Origin of the sequence: Martinezella lusitana (assembly GCF_900094565.1) — a bacterium.
Lineage (GTDB): Bacteria > Pseudomonadota > Alphaproteobacteria > Rhizobiales > Rhizobiaceae > Rhizobium > Rhizobium lusitanum.
Genome location: NZ_FMAF01000002.1, coordinates 63,903 through 82,426 on the forward strand (window position 1 = coordinate 63,903; position 18,524 = coordinate 82,426).

An 18,524-nucleotide genomic window follows, 5' to 3' on the forward strand; every position below is an offset into this window, starting at 1 on the left:
CAGGACCAGGATAACATGCGCCTATCGCTTCTACCTATCTTCGTTTTTCTGATGCCGCTCGCGGAAATCGCCGGCTTCATCGTCGTCGGAAAGATGGTTGGCGTCTGGGCGACGCTGGGGCTGGTGATCCTCAGCGCCCTCCTCGGTGCGGCACTCTTGAGAATTCAGGGGATCGGCATTCTCCAGCGCATCTCGACCGAGAGCCGCAACGGCGGCGATCCCGGCCGCGAGATGGTGCATGGCGCCATGATCGTTATCGCGGCCTTCTTCCTGATGCTGCCGGGCTTCATCTCCGATATCATCGGCCTGCTGCTTTTCATTCCGGCCGTGCGCGATCTCGCCTGGAGGATCCTGCGCAACCGTATCGTCGTCGTCGGCAATTCCCGCGCCTTTCGTCGCGGTCAAGGACCGGGCGCCGGTCCGCAGGCTCAGCCAAGCAAACCCGGAACGGTCGTCGATCTCGACGAAACCGATTTCCATCGCGAGCCTAAGCGCAACTCGCCCTGGTCCGATCAGAAGCGGCTCGAGGACTAGAACAGCGGTCCAAAAAGCGCCGGGGCATAAGGGTTGTAAGCCCCAATTCGAAATGCTAGATGGCGACACCTATTGACGTGAGAGGACACCCCCATGGCCAACGAGACCAGCGGCAACGGCGCAGCCAGCCCGAGCCTTAGCATCCTTGCTCAGTACACCAAGGATCTTTCCTTCGAAAATCCGGGTGCTCCGCGCTCGCTTCAGGCCCGGGAAAATGCTCCCGACATCAATATCAATGTCAACGTCAACGCCAATCCGCTGTCTGATTCGGATTTCGACGTCGTATTGACGCTGAATGCCGAAGCCAAGGATGGCGAGCGCGTTCTCTTCCATACCGAGCTGGTCTATGGCGGCGTCTTCCGCGTCACCGGCTTCCCGCAGGAACACATGCTGCCGCTGCTCTTCATCGAGTGCCCGCGCCTGCTGTTCCCCTTCGCGCGTCAGATCATCGCCGATATCACCCGCAACGGCGGCTTCCCGCCGCTGATGATCGACCCGATCGATTTCGCGCAGATGTTCACGCAGCGCATGGCCGAAGAGCAGGCCCGCGCCCAGGTTTCGGCCGTTCCGAACTAAGCCTTCACCGCCTATCATCGATAGAAAAGAAAATGCCCGGATCAATGTCCGGGCATTTTCTTTTGGTGCCTCGAAATGCGCTTCTATTCGGAAGCGCGATATTTGGACCAGATCCCCTTCGCGCCGAGCTTGGCAATCAGCGCCGCATGGGCGGACAGTTCTTCTTCGCTCACCCTGCCTGGCAAAGGCTCGGGCCGCACGAAGACATCGACAACAATCTCCTCCCCCTCGTCATTCTGACGGGAGCGCGCCGATGAACCGTTGCTGCTGCCGAGGCCGAGAGCGGTCTGCCGGCCACCGATCATCTCGATATAGACTTCGGCAAGCAGCTCGGAGTCGAGAAGCGCTCCGTGTTGAGTGCGATGTGAGTTGTCGATGCCGTAGCGCCGGCAGAGCGCATCCAGCGAGTTCGGCCCCATGGGATGCTTGCGGCGCGCCATGGCCAGGGTGTCGATCACCATATCAGGCAGGATCGGCGGCCGGCCGAGCCGGGCGAATTCGGCATTGACGAAGCCCATGTCGAAGGTGGCGTTGTGTGCGATCCATTTGGCGTCGGCGAAGAATTCGAGGATCTGATCGGCGACATCGGCGAAGGGCGGCTTGTCCTTCAGGGACTCGTCGGTGATGCCATGCACGGCGAGTGCGTCCGGATGAACCTTGCGATCGCCTGGATTGATGAAGAGGTGCAGCGTGTTACCGGTCGGGAAATGGTTGATGAGCTCGATGCCGCCGATTTCGATGATACGGTCCGCCCTGTTGTCGAGCCCGGTGGTTTCCGTATCGAAAATGATCTCGCGCATATCAGGGCTCTCCGCCTTTTGATTCGTCAGTCGGCGGCTTTTGCCGCAGGTCCGCTATGATCTCTTTTACCTGTTCGCGCGCCGCATCGATGCTCCGGCCGGTATCGATGACATAATCGGCGCGCGCCCGCTTTTCCGCGTCCGGCGTCTGGCGAGAGAGAATCATATCGAATTTTTCCTCTGTCATGCCCGGCCGGGCAAGCACCCTTTGCCTTTGAATCTGTGGATCGCAGCTGACGACGACGATCTTATCCACCCTTTTGTCCGCCCCGGTTTCGAACAGCAGCGGGATATCGAGCACCACCATATCGACGCCGGCTTGCCGTTGGCGCTTGAGGAACAGGCGCTCGCGCTCGCGCACCAGCGGATGGACGATGGCCTCCAGTCGCTTGAAGCCGGAGGGATCACCCGAAAGCTGGCGGCCAAGCTCCTGCCGATCGACCATCCCATTCCTGGTCGAACCGGGGAAAGCAGCCTCGACCAACGGAACCGCCCCGTTGCTGTAGAGATCATGCACCACGGCATCGGAGTCGTTCACCGGAATACCGGCTTCGGCGAACAGTTTCGCCGAGGTCGACTTTCCCATCCCGATCGATCCCGTGAGGCCGATTCTGATCATATGTGCCTGTCCATGTCGGCGATGATTAAAGCCCTTAGAGCCTCATCGACCACCGGGCGTTTTCCGAACCATTTTTCAAAGCCCGGCACCGCTTGATGCAACAGCATGCCGAGACCGTCGACAATGGCAAAGCCCTGATCTTCCGCCTGGGTCAGAAGCGGCGTCTTCAGCGGCACATAGACAATGTCCGTCACGACAGCCCCATCCGCAAGGGGCGAGAAATCGATCCGCGGGGCAGCCTCGCCATCCATGCCAAGCGACGTGGTGTTGATAAACAGGCCTGCGTTCTGCATGACTTCGCGAAGTGCGGCGATAGGATGTGCGTGAACCCGGTCGCCGAAGCGATCCGCCAATTCCTGTGCCCGCTCGACGGTGCGGTTGACGACGTGGATCTCCGGGAAGCCGCGATCGCGCACTGCCTGTATGACGGCGCGGCTGGCGCCGCCCGCTCCGAGGATCACGGCGCGCTCGCTGCGATCCCAGCCCGGATGGCGTTCATCGAGATTTGCCGTGAAGCCGCGACCATCGGTGTTGGTCGCGTGAAGCAGCCCCTCCTCAAGCCATAGGGTATTGGAAGCGCCAAGCTCCTCAGACAATTCGTCCGGCCGGTCCGCCAATTTGAAAGCCGCCTCCTTGTGCGGGATCGTCACGTTGCCGCCGACAAAACCGCCGGAGCGCTCCTTGAGCGAAGCGATGAACGCCGGAAAGTCTTCCGCGGAGACTTCATGCGCACGGTAGCTGCCGGCAAGGCCGAGCTGGCGCAGCCAATAGCCGTGGATCAGCGGCGAGCGGGAATGCCTGACCGGATAGCCCGTGACGAAGGCTTTCGGAGATTGTGTTTCACGTGAATCATCCATCGATCGCTCCCAATTCACGCAGCTGCTGGAGAAGCGGCAGCATCGGCAATCCCACTATGGTAAAATAGTCGCCGTCGATCTTGGAGAAGAGTTGGATGCCCTCCCCCTCGAGCTGATAGGCACCGACGCTCGACAACGCCTTCTCGCCGACACGGGTGAGATGCCGATGGATGAAATCGGCCGATAGCTCACGCATCGTCAAGTTGGCGTGTGACACATGTTCCCAAATGATATCGCCGTTGCGCACCAGAGCGATGGCGCTGTTGAGCCGGTGTGTCTGGCCCGACAAGATCCGCAGATGCTCTTCGGCATCCGCGATGGTCTTCGGCTTGTGGAAGACCCGGCTGCCGAGCGACATGGTCTGATCCGAGCCGATGACGAACGAACCGGGAAAGCGATCGCTCACCTCTTTCGCCTTCGCCTTGGCCAGCACCAGGGCTACGGCATCCGGACCGGCGCCATCGCGTTCCAACGGCGCTTCGATTGCGCGCTCGTCGATATCGGCGGCGATGGCTTGAAAATGCAATCCGGCATTTTCCATCAACATCCGCCGGAACGGGCTGGACGATGCAAGGATAAGGGGCACGGTCATGACGGCTGCCTTTGAAATAGCGATGTGCAGCGCTTAGCGCAGCTTGGGGCGCAGGGCAACAATGGCGGCCGCAGTCTCTTCGATCGACCGACGCGTGACGTCGATGATCGGCCAATTGTGCCGCGCGCAGAGCGAGCGGGCATATTTCAGCTCTTCGGAGATGGCGGCGCGATCCGTGTAGTCGCCACGATCGAAGCCGGGCGTCGTGCCGAGAATGCGGTTTTCGCGCACCTGCGAAATCCGATCCGTTGTTGCCACCAGGCCTACGATCAGCGGCTTCGTCGCCCTGGCCAGGCTTTCCGGCAAAGGCATGCCCGCCACGATCGGAATATTGGCGGTCTTGATACCGCGGTTTGCAAGATAGATGCTGGTCGGCGTCTTCGAGGTGCGGCTGATGCCAATAATGACGACGTCGGCATCGTCATAATCATCGGGCATCTGCCCGTCGTCATGATCCATGGTGAAGTTCAGCGCTTCGATGCGCGCGAAGTAGTCGGCATTCATCACATGCTGCGCCCCGACCCGGCGACGCGATGCCGTGCCGAGATAGGTCTGAAAGACATTCATGACCGGCTCGAGAACATTGACGCAGGGCACGCCCATCTCCCGGCAACGCTCGTCGATGAAGTCGGCAAGCTCGCGATCGACGATCGTATAGAGGACAATGCCGGGACTGTGATCGATTGCTTCGAGTACAGGCAGAAGCTGCTTGCGATTCCGAATCAGCGGATAGACGTGCTCGATCGGCTGCGTGGCATGGAATTGAACGGATGCGGCCCGACCGGCCGAGATTAGAGTCTCTCCCGTTGAGTCAGAAATCAGGTGAAGATGAAAGAAGCTTGTTCGGTTTTCCACGCTACTTTCCATCGCCTGTTAATATCCCGGGAAAAAAAGAGGTACGAGAAGCGGCCTGTCCTGGGCAAGGGGAAAACTGCCGAGTTTTCCACATTTGGGTTTTTCGTCCGGTCGCTTCCGCGTTGCCTGTGGGCAATGTGGACAAGGTGGGAAGTTCCGCGCCTCTCCCCAACTTATCCCCAGAAGGCTTGAGAGTGCAATTCACGGCAACCTACTCAAAAGATTAGAAGATCTGCTTTGCTTTCCGCATATCCCCATAGCCGCGCGTAAATTCCTGAAATGTTGCTGGCGAGGCGCGACAAATTGGATAGGCGATGAATGAACTTTAATCCTTGATAGTCACCGACTCTAAGAAATAGAAACCTTAAGATATATATTTGATTTTATATGGGATGATGTCTTTGACCGGTGAACGTCGGAAGATTATAAGGGTGCTGGGTGGAGAAACGGTGAGCCCTCCCCCTCTATGGCTGATGCGACAGGCCGGTCGTTATCTGCCAGAATATCGCGAGACGCGCGCCAAGGCCGGAAGCTTTCTCGATCTCTGTTATACGCCCGAATATGCTGTGGAAGTGACGCTGCAGCCAATACGCCGCTACGGTTTCGACGCCGCCATCCTGTTTTCCGACATCCTCGTCATTCCTGACGCATTGAAGCGCAATGTCCGCTTTACCGAGGGACATGGCCCCGAGATGGATCCGATCGACGAGACAGGCATCCTGACTTTGAAGCCGGAAGGCGTGATTGCCCATCTTGCGCCGGTCATGGAGACGGTGCGGCGGTTGCGGCGGGATCTCCCCCCCGAAACGACGCTTCTCGGCTTCTGTGGCGCGCCTTGGACCGTTGCGACCTATATGATCGCCGGTCACGGCACGCCGGATCAGGCACCCGCCCGATTGTTCGCCTACCGTCACCCGAAGGCGTTCGAACATCTTCTGACGCTGCTCGCCGACATATCCGCCGACTATCTCGTGGCGCAAATCGATGCTGGTGCCGATGCCGTGCAGATTTTCGATTCGTGGGCTGGTGTACTCGGCGAGAAGGAATTCGAGGCCTTCGCCGTCAGGCCGGTCGCAAGGATGATCGCGTCGGTCAAGGCACGCCGGCCGCAGGCGCGGATCATCGCATTCGCCAAGGGTGCGGGCTATCAATTGAAGACCTACCGGCAGAAGACCGGTGCGGATGCGATCGGTCTGGACTGGTCGGTGCCTCTGGCTTTCGCCCGGGAGCTGCAGCAGGAGGGCCCAGTGCAGGGCAATCTCGATCCGATGCGCGTCGTTGCCGGCGGCAGGGCTTTGGAGGAAGGGATCGATGATATCCTGCAGCATCTCGGGAACGGCCCGCTGATTTTCAATCTCGGACACGGGATAACGCCGCAGGCGGACCCGGCCAATGTCGCCGCACTCGTCGAGCGCGTGCGGGGATGGAGAGGCTGATGACGACGGAGAAGCAGACGGACAAAGCTCCGGGCCGGAGAGCCGGGCGACGTGCCTATTTCATGATCCTGATCTTCGCAGCCCTGGCGATCGGGCTCTTCGCCTGGCATCCGGCCGATCTCTATCTCTGGATCAAGGCCCTTCACATTATCGCGGTGATCTCATGGATGGCCGGCATGTTCTACCTGCCGCGGCTTTTCGTCTATCATACCGATGCCGAACCTGGTTCGCAGCAATCCGAGACGTTCAAGGTGATGGAACAGCGCCTGTTGCGCTACATCATAACGCCGGCGATGATTTTGACCTGGATTTTCGGGCTCTATCTTGCCTGGTCGGTTTATGATTTCCAGGGCGGCTGGCTACATGCGAAGATAGGGCTGGTTGTCGTGCTATCAGCTGTTCATGGTCACTTCAGCAGCGCGGCGCGCGCCTTTGCCCGCGATGAGAACAAGCATTCGGCGCGTTATTGGCGTCTCATGAACGAGGCGCCGACGCTGTTGATGATCCTGATCGTCATACTTGTCGTCGTGAAACCCTTTGCGTGAGATGGGTCTTTTTTAGCGGCGGAGTTAAATTTCCTTCATTTTGCCTGCCCCCCTTGCGGGCCATAGACTGAATCGCTATTTTCCCGCCATCTCTTCTTCGTGGCATGTATCCATTCTGTCTCCCGCGAACGCCCCTATCGCGGTTCTGAATTCGAACAACATTGCCTTTCCCCTCATAAAAAAACGAGTAATTCCCTTCATGGCTGAAATGAAGCTTCAAGAACTGAAAAACAAATCCCCGACCGATCTCCTGGCCTTTGCCGAGTCGCTCGAGGTCGAAAACGCCAGCACGATGCGCAAACAGGAACTGATGTTTGCGATCCTGAAGGTGCTCGCAAGCCAGGACGTGGAAATCATCGGCGAGGGCGTCGTCGAGGTTCTGCAGGACGGCTTCGGTTTCCTTCGCTCCGCGAATGCCAACTATCTTCCCGGCCCGGACGACATCTACATCTCCCCTTCTCAGATCCGCCGCTTCTCGCTGAAGACGGGCGATACGGTCGAGGGGCCGATCCGTGGCCCGAAGGAAGGCGAGCGCTATTTCGCGTTGCTGAAGGTCAACACGATCAATTTTGACGATCCGGAAAAGATCCGTCACAAGGTCCACTTCGACAATCTGACGCCGCTCTATCCGAACGATCGTTTCCGTATGGAACTCGACGTTCCCACAACGAAGGATCTTTCGCCGCGCGTCATCGATCTCGTGGCGCCGCTCGGCAAGGGCCAGCGCGGCCTGATCGTCGCTCCGCCGCGGACCGGTAAGACTGTTCTGTTGCAGAACATCGCCCATTCGATCACCGCCAATCACCCGGATTGCTACCTGATCGTCCTTTTGATCGACGAACGTCCGGAAGAAGTCACCGACATGCAGCGCTCCGTGCGCGGCGAAGTGATTTCGTCGACCTTCGATGAGCCGGCCGTCCGTCACGTCCAGGTCGCCGAAATGGTGATCGAGAAGGCCAAGCGGCTTGTCGAGCACGGCCGGGACGTCGTCATCCTGCTCGATTCCATCACCCGCCTCGGCCGCGCCTACAACACGGTTGTTCCCTCTTCCGGCAAGGTCCTGACGGGCGGTGTCGACGCCAACGCACTGCAGCGCCCGAAGCGCTTCTTCGGTGCCGCGCGTAATATCGAAGAAGGCGGCTCGCTGACCATCATCGCGACCGCGCTGATCGATACCGGCAGCCGCATGGACGAAGTCATCTTCGAAGAATTCAAGGGCACCGGTAACTCGGAAATCGTTCTCGACCGCAAGGTCGCCGACAAGCGCATCTTCCCGGCCATGGATATCCTCAAGTCCGGTACGCGCAAGGAAGACCTGCTGGTTCCGCGCCAGGATCTCCAGAAGATCTTTGTCCTCCGCCGTATTCTGGCCCCGATGGGTACCACCGATGCGATCGAGTTCCTGATCGACAAGCTGAAGCAGACGAAGAACAATCCGGATTTCTTCGAGTCGATGAACACATAATCATTAGCCGGATTCATCGGCGGCGCCATTATGGTGGCGCCCACAATGTGATATCATCGGGTCGCCTTGGGCGGCCCGATTTCTTTTGAGGCCGTACCCCAGAGAAGGATAATGAGCCTCCACTCGGAATCGATTCGGATGCGGACCAAATCCATGCAGGTGACCAGCGACACGATCTACGCACTCTCCAGCGGTGGCCTTCCCTCCGGCGTCGCCGTGATCCGCATGAGTGGCGCTAAGGCTCTGGAAGTCACAGAATCGCTTGCCGGATCGTTGCCGGCCGCGCGGCAAGCTGTTTTGAAAACGATTCGGACTCGTAACGGTCTTGTTCTTGATCGCGGTTTGGTGCTCGTTTTTCCCGGGCCGAACTCGTTTACGGGCGAGGATTGTGCGGAGATTCATGTTCACGGCGGTAAAGCTGTCGTTGCCGCGCTGCTGGCTGAGCTTGCGACGTTCGAACAATGCCGCCTTGCGGAACATGGTGAATTCTCTCGCCGGGCATTGGAAAACGGCAAGATGGATCTTGTCGAGGTCGAAGGTCTAGCCGATCTCATCAGCGCTGAGACGGAGATGCAGCGGCGCCTGGCGATGGAACATGCGGCCGGTGGTCTGTCGCAGCTCTATGACGGATGGGCGGATCGCCTGACGCGCGCCCGCGCGCTGATCGAGGCGGAACTGGATTTTGCCGACGAGGAAGATGTGCCGGGCTCGGTTTCGGATCTGGTCTGGAGCGACATGGCCAAGCTCCGATTGGAATTGGCGGATCATCTTGCGGGAGCGGATTTCGGCGAGATCATTCGGGACGGATTGAAGGTGGTGATTGCCGGTGCTCCGAATGCCGGCAAGTCGAGCCTGATGAATGTGCTGGCGCGCCGCGAGGTGGCGATCGTTGCCGAAATTGCCGGGACGACCCGTGACGTTCTGCATGTCGATCTCAATATCGATGGCTACGCCGTTAAGCTCTACGATACTGCGGGTCTGCGCGATACGGACGAAGTCGTGGAGCGTGAGGGCATTCGGCGTGCGCTGAGGACGGCCGCTGATGCCGATATTGTCCTTTCGCTGGCGGAGATCGGTGAACGGGCTCAACTGGAGTTTCCGGGATTTACCGGCAGAGTCGTCAGGATCGGTACCAAATCCGACATTTATCCCGATGAAGCTGACGGCGACTATGAACTGCGCATCTCGTCCGCCACGGGAGCTGGTCTTGCCGAGTTGCATGCGTTGCTGCTGGAGGATCTGCGAGGCCGCTCCAGTTCCCTCTCTCTGGCTTTGCCGAGCAGAACGCGTCATCGTACGCTTCTTTCGGATAGCTTAGAGGCGCTGACGGCAGCGGTCGCCTCCATTTCGGCCGGCCTTGATATACGGGCGGAATATCTTCGACGGAGCGCAAATAGTCTCGGTCGGATTACGGGCCGCGTGGATGTTGAGGATTTGCTGGATGTCATCTTCTCGGAATTCTGTATCGGCAAATGATTCACGTGAAACAGCGCGATCGGCACACCAGAGATAACGTTTCACGTGAAACCTTCTTGACTCCTGAAATCGCTGTGCCAAACAAGCGGCATTACGAGGACTTTGATAATGCTCGTCAGAACATATGATGTGATCGTCGTGGGCGGTGGCCATGCGGGCAGCGAAGCAGCTGCTGCGGCTGCGCGCCTGGGCGCGCGTACGGCGCTTATCACCCACAAGCGTAGTACAATAGGTGTGATGTCGTGCAACCCGGCGATCGGCGGCCTTGGAAAAGGTCATCTGGTCCGCGAGATCGACGCGCTTGATGGCCTGATGGGGCGAGTGGCTGACGCGGCCGGCATTCAGTTTCGCATGCTGAACCGGAAGAAGGGGCCAGCCGTCCGCGGTCCGCGAACGCAAGCTGATCGTAAGCTCTATCGCCTGGCTATGCAGGCGGAGATCGCCGTGATCGAGAATCTCGATATCATCGAAGGTGATGCATTCGATCTCGCCATCGAGCATGGGCGAGTTTCCGCAGTCACCTTGAAGGATGGCAGAGTGATCCCCTGCGGCGCCGTGGTGCTGACGACGGGGACTTTTCTTCGCGGCTTGATCCATATCGGTGACAAGAAAATTCCAGCTGGCAGGGTCGGGGAAGAACCGTCGATCGGGCTATCCGGCACTTTGCTGCGTCATGGCTTGGCGCTTGGTCGTCTGAAGACCGGCACACCGGCACGCCTGGATGGCACGACGATCGATTGGGATTCGGTCGGCCGCCAGGGTGCGGATGAAGATCCGACGCCTTTTTCCTTCATGACGGATTCCATCGTGAATCCACAGATCGAATGTGGCGTCACCCGCACGACGCCGGCGACGCACAAGATCATTGCCGACAATCTGAAGCGCTCGGCCATGTATTCCGGCCAGATCGAAGGAGTTGGACCGCGCTATTGCCCGTCGATCGAGGACAAGATCGTCAAGTTCGGGGAACGTGATGGCCACCAGATCTTTCTTGAGCCCGAAGGGCTGGATGACACGACGATCTATCCCAACGGTATATCGACGTCGCTCCCCGAGGATGTACAGGAAAGCTTCATCAGAACCATTCCGGGTCTGGAACGAGTTCGGATTCTACAATGCGGCTACGCCATCGAGTATGATCACGTCGATCCTCGCGAGCTGAAACTGTCCCTGGAAGTGGAAAAGATTCCCGGTCTTTTCCTCGCCGGCCAGATTAACGGCACAACTGGATATGAGGAAGCCGGCGCGCAGGGCCTGGTTGCGGGCCTGAATGCCGCGCGTTTTGCCTCTGGTGGTCAAGCAATTGAGCTCAGCCGCACCGAATCCTATATCGGTGTGATGATCGATGATCTTACATCGCGCGGTGTCGCCGAGCCCTATCGCATGTTCACGTCGCGCGCGGAATACCGTCTGTCGCTGCGGGCGGACAATGCTGACGTGCGCCTGACGCCGGTTGGCCTATCGATCGGATGTGTGACCGCTGCACGTGGCGTGCGGTTCAACACCTATCTGGAAAAGCTGGGGCAGGCTCGCAACCAGTTGAAGCAATTGAATGTGACGCCGAGTGAGGCCGAGAAGACGGGGCTGCATCTGAACAAGGACGGCCAGCGGCGCTCAGCTTACGAGCTTCTTTCTTATCCCGGTCAATCCATCGAATCGCTGTCCAAGCTTTGGCCGCAACTGCGTTCGATTGAGCGAGGTGTTGTCGAGGCCGTGGAAATCGAGGCCGCTTACGCCGTCTACATGGACCGGCAGACCGCTGATATCGTTCAGACGCGGCGCGAGGAAGAACGCCTTATCCCTGCGGAGTTTGATTTCGCCGTTCTGTCCGGCTTATCCAATGAGCTGAAGCAGAAGCTGAGCCTGGCCCGACCGAAGAACATCGCCCAGGCCTCGCGCATTGACGGAATGACGCCGGCAGCAATATCGTTGTTGCTGGCTCATCTGAGAAAGCTGGGCAGTGTTGATGAGCGGAAGCTCGTTTCCTGATCCTGCAAGGTTTGAGAGTCCAATTATGGAATTAAACGGTGTACGTGTTTCACGTGAAACACAGGAACGTCTGCAGCATTTTGCGGAACTCTTTCAAAAATGGGCTAAGACGATCAATCTGGTTGCGCCGTCGACGGTCGATGACCTCTGGCGACGACATATCGCCGATAGCGCGCAGATCTTCCAGCTACATCCAAAACCTGCTCACTGGGTCGACCTGGGCAGCGGGGGCGGGTTTCCGGGCGTTATTACCGCGATTTTGCTAGCCGAGCAGGGTGAAGGCCATGTCGATCTGGTCGAAAGCAACCAGAAAAAAGCGGCCTTTCTCAGGGTTTGTCTACGTGAATGCGGCGCTCGTGGCACAGTTCATGCCGTCCGAATCGAAGAGGCTCCAGCGACTATTCAGAACTGCGATGTGATCTCCGCGCGCGCCCTTGCGGAACTGGACATGTTGCTGGACTACGCCGCCCCGTGGGTGGAGCGCAACGAAAATATACGTCTCTTGCTCCACAAAGGCCGGGATTACGAGCGCGAGCTTCAGAAAGCCCGTGGTCGTTGGGGATTCGATCTGTTAAAACACCAGAGTGTCGTTGAGCGGGATTCTGTTATTCTGGAGTTAAGCCGCCTTCGGCGCCTGATTTAACCATAAATTGGATGTGCGGCAGATGATCGGCGAGCGAAATCGGATTATTACCATCGCAAATCAGAAGGGCGGCGTTGGCAAGACGACGACCGCGATCAATCTGGCCACGGCCCTCGCCGCGATCGGCGAGCGCGTGTTGATCGTTGATCTCGATCCGCAAGGCAATGCCAGTACCGGCCTGGGCATCGAGCGACGAAATCGGAAGCTTTCATCCTATGACATTTTGACCGGTACGCATACGATCCTGGAAACCGTCCTGGAGACTGCTGTACCGAATCTCTTTATCGTGCCATCGACAATGGACTTGCTTGGCGTCGAGATGGAAATTGCGCAACAGCCGGATCGCGTCTTTCGGCTTCGACGTGCGTTGTCCGGTTCGGACGCCCTCGCCTTCTCTTATATATTGGTCGATTGCCCGCCCTCTTTTAATTTGTTAACCATGAATGCCATGGCGGCCGCGCACTCGGTGTTGGTACCGCTGCAGTGCGAGTTCTTCGCTCTTGAAGGCCTTAGTCAATTGCTTGAGACGGTGGATCAGGTTCGGCGTACCGTCAATTCATCGCTCGACATTCAGGGTATCGTGTTGACAATGTTCGATTCCCGCAACAATCTCGCGCAGCAGGTCGTGAACGACGTTCGCACGCATTTGGGTGAAAAGGTCTACCATACGTTGATTCCGCGCAACGTTCGCGTGTCCGAGGCCCCTTCTTATGGCAAGCCGGCAATTCTCTACGACCTGAAGTGCGCGGGCAGCCAAGCTTATTTGCAGTTGGCTTCGGAAGTGATTCAAAGGGAGAGGCAGCGTAAGGCTGCAGCCTGATATAATATTTGTTCCAGGGTGAGTATCGGCGATGAATGATGATCTTTCGAAACGGCGTCTCGGGCGCGGATTGGCGGCTCTTATCGGAGAGATGGACCAGCCGACGCCGGTGGACGTTGGAAGACCGCCGGTCAATCCGGATCGTATGGTGCCGATCGAATTCATCGCCCGCAACCCGCGAAATCCCCGTCGTTATTTCGACGAAACAGAGCTGCATGATCTCGCCAGCTCCATTCGCCAGCACGGGATTGTGCAGCCGGTCGTCGTTCGCCCCGTTTCGACCGATCGTTATGAAATAATAGCCGGCGAAAGACGTTGGCGCGCGGCACAGCTGGCCGGCCTTGTCGAGATCCCGGTCATCGTTCGTGATGTTGACGACAAGACCGCGCTGGAAATTGCCATCGTCGAAAACGTTCAGCGTGCGGATCTCAATCCGCTCGAAGAAGCGCTGGGCTATGAGCAGCTGATTGCCGAGCACGGCTATACCCAGAATGATCTCGGCGAGATCATTGGCAAGAGCCGCAGCCATGTCGCCAATTCCCTGCGTCTTCTGAAGCTTCCCGATCAAGTGCGCGATATGCTCGCCGCCGGTAGCCTTTCCGCTGGTCATGCGCGCGCGCTGGTGTCGACCTCCGACCCCGCGACCCTTGCCCGCACGATCGTTTCCAAGGGCATGTCGGTCCGTGATGCCGAGCGTCTGGCGCAGAATGACATCAAGGCCCAGAACGATCCCCGTCCCGCAGGAACCCGCAAGGACGAGAAGGATTCCGATACGCTGGCGCTCGAGCGTACCCTGTCCGATGCGCTCGGACTGGATGTCGCGATCAACCATCGCGGCAATGGCGGTCAGGTAAAGATATCCTACAAGACCCTCGAGCAGCTGGAAGAGATTTGCCGGCTGCTGGAACGGCGCTAGAGCGGTTGCGGGAAAAGTCCGCAACGGTTTTTCGTCTTGAATTGCATAGAAAACAATAGGTTAGCCCGCATAAGCGATCCCATGAAGCGCTGATGTGCGCGGAAACATGTTTCCCGTGAAACATCAGCCCTTGCGGGCGGATTGCAGCGTCGTTGCCAGCAGGGTCTGGGTGGCGATCGTATCCTCCAGGCTGGCGCGCTGGCGCGTCTGCAGGACGGCGGATTGCAGCCTGTTCATTTCGCGGGCAATGGCTGGCGCTGTCCAACTCTTGAGTGCCTGCTCGATGATCGGCTTGCGGCGAAAATGCAGGTGGCGCCCAAGTGTCTGCATGACTTGCGCTGGCGCCAGTCGCTTTTCGTCCATTTCGGCCCGCATCGTATCGAGCAATTGAAATTGCCTCAGGCAGCCCTGCAGCACGAGAAACATCGGCGTTTTCGAGGTGGCGATCTTCTGCATGGCATGCAGCAACGCTTCCGAATCACCCTTCAGGATGGCGTCGACGGCGTCGTCCGTGGAGATCGCGCTGGCATCGCCGATGATATCGGTAACATGCCCTTCCTCGATCATACCCTGCCCGCGGCAATAGAGCGCCAGCTTGCGGACTTCGTTGCGCGAGGCAATACGGTCGCCGCCGAGAAGCTCCAACAGCACCTGGCGGGCCGCGGCCGTGATGCGGAGATTTTCATTTGCCAGCTCAGTATCGATGAGACCGTTGAGCGCGCGAATGTCGTCTGCGTAGCAGGGAATTGTCGCGACCGCGCGAGACGGTTCGGCTACCTTGCGCAACCCCGACCCCTTCTTGAGATCGCCTGCCTCGATGATGACAAAACTCGCATCCGGCGGGCTATCAGCGATGATCTGCAACGAATCGACGAGGCTTTTTTCGTTGGCGGCGCCGCGAATCCAGACGAGCTTCTCGCCGCCGAAGAGGCCGATGGCATTGACTTCGTCAAGCAGCCTGCCTGCATCGCTCTGCAGGTCGGCAACATCGAACTTGATAACGGAAAAAGGATCTTTCAGATCGACGCCGGTCTTGGCCGCGATTTGGGCCGCGCGTTCGGAAACCAGGCCGCGATCCGGGCCATAAACGACGAAAATCCGGTAGTTCCGCGCGGCATTTTGGAGGAATCCGTCAAATTCGTGAGACTTGATTTCCGCCATGCCGCGCTCTTGATCAGCGGCTGAGCGCGGCAGCGATGTCGGCAGCCACCATTTCGGCGACCTCGCGGGCAGCGCGATCTTCCGAATCGCGGATCGCACGCTGCTTGGCGAATTCCTGCGACGGGAAATCCACCAGCGATGTGACCGAACGGCTGCCGGACTTCAGTACCTTGCCGTTGCTGGCATCCTTCAGCGTGAAGGATGCAGTGACGGTCGTACGGCCAGCTCCCGACGTATCGGAGGACGGCAGGTAGATAACGCCGCCCGTGCCCGAGCTGACGCCCAGATCGACGGTGTATTTCGGTGTCTTGGTCTCGCCGGCGCCGCGCCCGGCGATGAAGATCAGCTGGTTGCGGACTTGCTGGCCGACGCGCGAAGTGGCGTCTGAGAAAGAGACCTCGGACAGCTTCTGCGTCACGCCGGTGCTGACGGCATAGAGCGGCTTGACCTGGCAGGAGGACAGAAGGCCGGCAGCGGCCATCAGAGATGCTACGCCGGCAATGCGGGCGAATTTGAAAAGATTATCAGACGACAATGTTTACGATCCTCTGTGGAACGACGATGATCTTCTTTGGCGCCTGATCATTCAACGCGCTTTTGACGGCATCCAGGCCAAGCACGGCCTGCTGGACGGCATTCTGATCTGCATCGCGCGCGATTGTCAATTCAGCGCGTTTCTTGCCGTTGATCTGAACGGGATAGATGATCTCGTTCTCGACGACGAGCACCTCGTCATAAGTCGGCCAAGGGCTGGTCGCGATCATGTGGCTATTGCCGAGTGCTGCCGAGCATTCCTCGGCCAGATGCGGCGTAATCGGCGCAACCAGCGCAATCAGGATCTCGACGGCTTCACGAACGGCGGAGCAGTACGCGGCGTCGGCCTGGCCAGTCGCAACCTTGCCGAGCGGCGCAGCCAGCGCGTTGACGAATTCGTAGATGCGCGCCACGGCCTTGTTGAAGGCGAGCTTGTCGTAATCGCCCTGAACGGACTTCAGCGTGCGGTGCGCGATCTGTGAAACCGCAAGCGCCTCGCCCTCCTTAGCCGGAGTCGGCTCGACGGACTTCAGAGCCTCGGCCGCTTCGGAGACCAGGCGCCACATGCGCTGCGTGAAACGGTGGGCGCCTTCGACGCCCGCTTCAGACCAGATGACGTCGCGATCGGGAGGCGAATCGGAAAGCACGAAGAAGCGCGCGGTATCGGCACCGTAGGACGCGATGATGTCATCGGGATCGACGACGTTCTTCTTAGACTTCGACATCTTCTCGATGGAGCCGATGGCGATGTTCTCGCCGGTCGACAGCAGCGTTGCCCGGCGCTGGCCGTCCACTTCCTCGATGCTGATATCGGCCGGCGATACCCATTCGCGCGTCAGGCCTTGGCCGCGGCTGTAGGTTTCGTGCACCACCATGCCCTGCGTGAACAGGCCCTTGAAGGGCTCTTTGACGTCAAGATGGCCGGTTTCGCGCATGGCGCGGGTGAAGAAGCGCGAATAGAGCAGATGCAGGATCGCATGCTCGATGCCGCCAATATATTGATCGACCGGCAGCCAGCGGTTGGCTGCTGACTGGTCGGTCGGCTGGTTTTCCCAAGGTGCGGTGAAGCGGACGAAATACCAGCTCGAATCGACGAAGGTATCCATCGTATCGGTTTCCCGACGGGCATCCTTGCCGCATTGCGGGCAGGCGACGTGCCGCCAGCTGGCGTGCCGGTCGAGCGGATTGCCCGGCTGGTCGAAAGTCACGTCGTCAGGCAGCTTGACCGGCAGATCCTTCTTCGGCACCGGCAGCACGCCGCAGTCATCGCAATGGATGACCGGGATCGGGCAGCCCCAATAGCGCTGACGGGAAATGCCCCAGTCGCGCAGGCGGAAATTCACCTTGCGTTCGGCCTGCGGCGTGTTGCCGAGGCTCGTCTCAGAGAGCTTCGTCGCCACCGTCTGGAAGGCTTCCTCGGTGCTCATGCCGTCAAGGAAGCGCGAATTGATCATCACGCCATCGCCGTCATAGGCGACGTCGCCGACGGTAAAGCTCGCAGCATCGCCATCAGCGGGCATGACGACGGGAACGACCGGCAGGCCGTACTTGCGGGCGAAATCCAGGTCGCGCTGGTCGCCCGACGGGCAGCCGAAGATGGCGCCCGTGCCATAATCCATCAGCACGAAATTGGCGATATAGACCGGCAATTCCCAGGAGGGGTCGAAGGGATGACGGACGCGGATGCCGGTGTCCATGCCCTTCTTCTCGGCGGTTTCGAGTGCTGCCAGCGAGGTGCCGGCGCGGCGGCACTCCTCGCAGAAGGCTTCGATGGCCGGGTCCTTCGCAGCGGCTTCCTTGGCCAGCGGATGATCTGCCGATATCGCCAGGAAGGACGCGCCAAACAGCGTGTCGGGACGCGTCGTGTAGACCGTGATCTCGCGATCGGCATTGGGCGCGGTTTCCGGCACGATCTCCCAGCGGATGGACAGGCCTTCGGAGCGGCCGATCCAGTTCTTCTGCATCAACCGTACTTTTTCAGGCCAATGGTCGAGCGTGTCCAGGGCATCAAGCAGCTCCTGGCTGAATTCGGTGATCTTGAAAAACCACTGCGTCAGCTCGCGCTGCTCGACCAGGGCGCCGGAGCGCCAGCCGCGCCCGTCGATGACCTGCTCATTGGCAAGAACGGTGTTGTCGACCGGGTCCCAATTGACCTTGGATTTCTTGCGATAGACCAGGCCCTTCTCCATCATGTCGATGAAGAGCATCTGCTGGCGATGATAGTAGTCGACGTCGCAGGTGGCGAATTCGCGGCTCCAGTCCAGCGACAGGCCCATGGCTTTCAGCTGTGTGCGCATCGAGGCGATGTTCTGGTAGGTCCATTCCTTCGGATGCACCTTGTTGTCACGGGCGGCGTTTTCCGCCGGCATGCCGAAGGCATCCCAGCCCATGGGGTGCAGCACGTTATAGCCGCGCGCCCGCTTGTAGCGGGCAACGACATCGCCCATGGCGTAGTTGCGCACATGACCCATGTGGATGCGGCCCGACGGATAGGGAAACATCTCTAGAACGTAGTATTTCTCCCGCGGATCGGCGTTGTCGGTCACGAAGACCTCGTCCTCGTTCCATTTCTGCTGCCAGCGAGGCTCGGCGTCGCGCGGATTATAACGTTCGGTCGTCATCTGATTTTGTATTCCGGAAAATCATGGGGATTAAGGCGTGACCTTCACCACGAAACCACCCAAGCGTCAAGTTTAGCAGGCGCGG

At 59.1% G+C, this 18,524-nt stretch carries 18 protein-coding genes; 10 read left to right on the forward strand and 8 right to left on the reverse strand.

Annotated features, from left to right (window positions below):
- Positions 1 to 15: 15 nt before the first annotated feature.
- Complete coding sequence (locus tag GA0061101_RS03605) at positions 16 to 534, forward strand: FxsA family protein (protein WP_034510816.1); 519 nt, start codon at positions 16 to 18, stop codon at positions 532 to 534.
- A 93-nt stretch (positions 535 to 627) separates the two neighbouring features.
- Positions 628 to 1,110: a protein-export chaperone SecB gene (secB, locus tag GA0061101_RS03610; RefSeq protein ID WP_037195603.1), complete on the forward strand. Its 483-nt coding sequence runs from the start codon at positions 628 to 630 to the stop codon at positions 1,108 to 1,110.
- Between the two features lie 83 nt (positions 1,111 to 1,193).
- Here secB and dnaQ read toward each other — a convergent pair whose 3' ends face one another.
- Genes dnaQ through GA0061101_RS03635 form a run of 5 tightly spaced genes read right to left on the reverse strand, consistent with a single transcriptional unit; the run spans position 1,194 to position 4,833 of the window.
- The gene (gene dnaQ / locus GA0061101_RS03615; RefSeq protein WP_092573058.1) at positions 1,194 to 1,910 is read right to left on the reverse strand and encodes a DNA polymerase III subunit epsilon; all 717 of its coding nucleotides are present in this window, start codon (positions 1,908 to 1,910) and stop codon (positions 1,194 to 1,196) included.
- A 1-nt stretch (position 1,911) separates the two neighbouring features.
- Complete coding sequence (gene coaE, locus GA0061101_RS03620) at positions 1,912 to 2,529, reverse strand: dephospho-CoA kinase (RefSeq protein ID WP_092573059.1); 618 nt, start codon at positions 2,527 to 2,529, stop codon at positions 1,912 to 1,914.
- Positions 2,526 to 3,386, reverse strand: coding sequence for a shikimate dehydrogenase (locus tag GA0061101_RS03625; RefSeq protein ID WP_092573060.1), 861 nt, complete (start codon positions 3,384 to 3,386; stop codon positions 2,526 to 2,528). The genes coaE and GA0061101_RS03625 overlap by 4 nt, the downstream gene beginning before the upstream one ends.
- Positions 3,379 to 3,978 carry a Maf-like protein gene (locus tag GA0061101_RS03630; RefSeq protein ID WP_092573061.1) on the reverse strand — a complete coding sequence of 200 codons (600 nt, stop codon included), beginning with the start codon at positions 3,976 to 3,978 and terminating at the stop codon, positions 3,379 to 3,381. The genes GA0061101_RS03625 and GA0061101_RS03630 overlap by 8 nt, the downstream gene beginning before the upstream one ends.
- Positions 3,979 to 4,011: 33 nt before the next feature.
- The gene (locus GA0061101_RS03635) at positions 4,012 to 4,833 is read right to left on the reverse strand and encodes a pyruvate, water dikinase regulatory protein (protein ID WP_037195616.1); all 822 of its coding nucleotides are present in this window, start codon (positions 4,831 to 4,833) and stop codon (positions 4,012 to 4,014) included.
- A gap of 401 nt (positions 4,834 to 5,234) precedes the next feature.
- Between GA0061101_RS03635 and hemE the strand changes: the two genes are divergently transcribed.
- The 8 genes from hemE (at position 5,235) to GA0061101_RS03675 (ending at position 14,123) form a co-directional block, all read left to right on the forward strand.
- Positions 5,235 to 6,269: a uroporphyrinogen decarboxylase gene (hemE, locus tag GA0061101_RS03640; RefSeq protein WP_092573062.1), complete on the forward strand. Its 1,035-nt coding sequence runs from the start codon at positions 5,235 to 5,237 to the stop codon at positions 6,267 to 6,269.
- Positions 6,269 to 6,814, forward strand: coding sequence for a protoporphyrinogen oxidase HemJ (hemJ, locus tag GA0061101_RS03645; protein ID WP_092573063.1), 546 nt, complete (start codon positions 6,269 to 6,271; stop codon positions 6,812 to 6,814). Before hemE ends, hemJ begins: the two co-directional genes overlap by 1 nt.
- Positions 6,815 to 7,013: 199 nt before the next feature.
- Entirely contained in the window at positions 7,014 to 8,279 is a 1,266-nt protein-coding gene (gene rho / locus GA0061101_RS03650) for a transcription termination factor Rho (RefSeq protein ID WP_092573064.1), read from the forward strand.
- Between the two features lie 138 nt (positions 8,280 to 8,417).
- Positions 8,418 to 9,755, forward strand: coding sequence for a tRNA uridine-5-carboxymethylaminomethyl(34) synthesis GTPase MnmE (gene mnmE, locus GA0061101_RS03655; protein WP_245297433.1), 1,338 nt, complete (start codon positions 8,418 to 8,420; stop codon positions 9,753 to 9,755).
- 108 nt (positions 9,756 to 9,863) lie between these two features.
- Positions 9,864 to 11,744: a tRNA uridine-5-carboxymethylaminomethyl(34) synthesis enzyme MnmG gene (mnmG, locus tag GA0061101_RS03660; protein WP_092573065.1), complete on the forward strand. Its 1,881-nt coding sequence runs from the start codon at positions 9,864 to 9,866 to the stop codon at positions 11,742 to 11,744.
- A 25-nt stretch (positions 11,745 to 11,769) separates the two neighbouring features.
- Positions 11,770 to 12,387: a 16S rRNA (guanine(527)-N(7))-methyltransferase RsmG gene (rsmG, locus tag GA0061101_RS03665; RefSeq protein WP_047559383.1), complete on the forward strand. Its 618-nt coding sequence runs from the start codon at positions 11,770 to 11,772 to the stop codon at positions 12,385 to 12,387.
- A 22-nt stretch (positions 12,388 to 12,409) separates the two neighbouring features.
- On the forward strand, positions 12,410 to 13,207 hold the full coding sequence (locus tag GA0061101_RS03670; protein WP_092573066.1) for a ParA family protein: 798 nt from the start codon (positions 12,410 to 12,412) through the stop codon (positions 13,205 to 13,207).
- Positions 13,208 to 13,238: 31 nt separating this feature from the next.
- Positions 13,239 to 14,123: a ParB/RepB/Spo0J family partition protein gene (locus GA0061101_RS03675; RefSeq protein WP_037195629.1), complete on the forward strand. Its 885-nt coding sequence runs from the start codon at positions 13,239 to 13,241 to the stop codon at positions 14,121 to 14,123.
- A 123-nt stretch (positions 14,124 to 14,246) separates the two neighbouring features.
- On the opposite strand, the gene holA is transcribed toward GA0061101_RS03675, so the two are convergent.
- The 3 genes from holA to leuS are packed head-to-tail and all read right to left on the reverse strand — an operon-like array spanning position 14,247 to position 18,439.
- The gene (gene holA / locus GA0061101_RS03680) at positions 14,247 to 15,284 is read right to left on the reverse strand and encodes a DNA polymerase III subunit delta (protein ID WP_092573067.1); all 1,038 of its coding nucleotides are present in this window, start codon (positions 15,282 to 15,284) and stop codon (positions 14,247 to 14,249) included.
- A gap of 13 nt (positions 15,285 to 15,297) precedes the next feature.
- A complete protein-coding gene (gene lptE, locus GA0061101_RS03685; RefSeq protein ID WP_037195635.1) occupies positions 15,298 to 15,819 on the reverse strand; it encodes an LPS assembly lipoprotein LptE in 522 nt (173 codons plus the stop codon).
- The gene (leuS, locus tag GA0061101_RS03690; RefSeq protein WP_092573068.1) at positions 15,809 to 18,439 is read right to left on the reverse strand and encodes a leucine--tRNA ligase; all 2,631 of its coding nucleotides are present in this window, start codon (positions 18,437 to 18,439) and stop codon (positions 15,809 to 15,811) included. Before leuS ends, lptE begins: the two co-directional genes overlap by 11 nt.
- Positions 18,440 to 18,524: the final 85 nt, after the last annotated feature.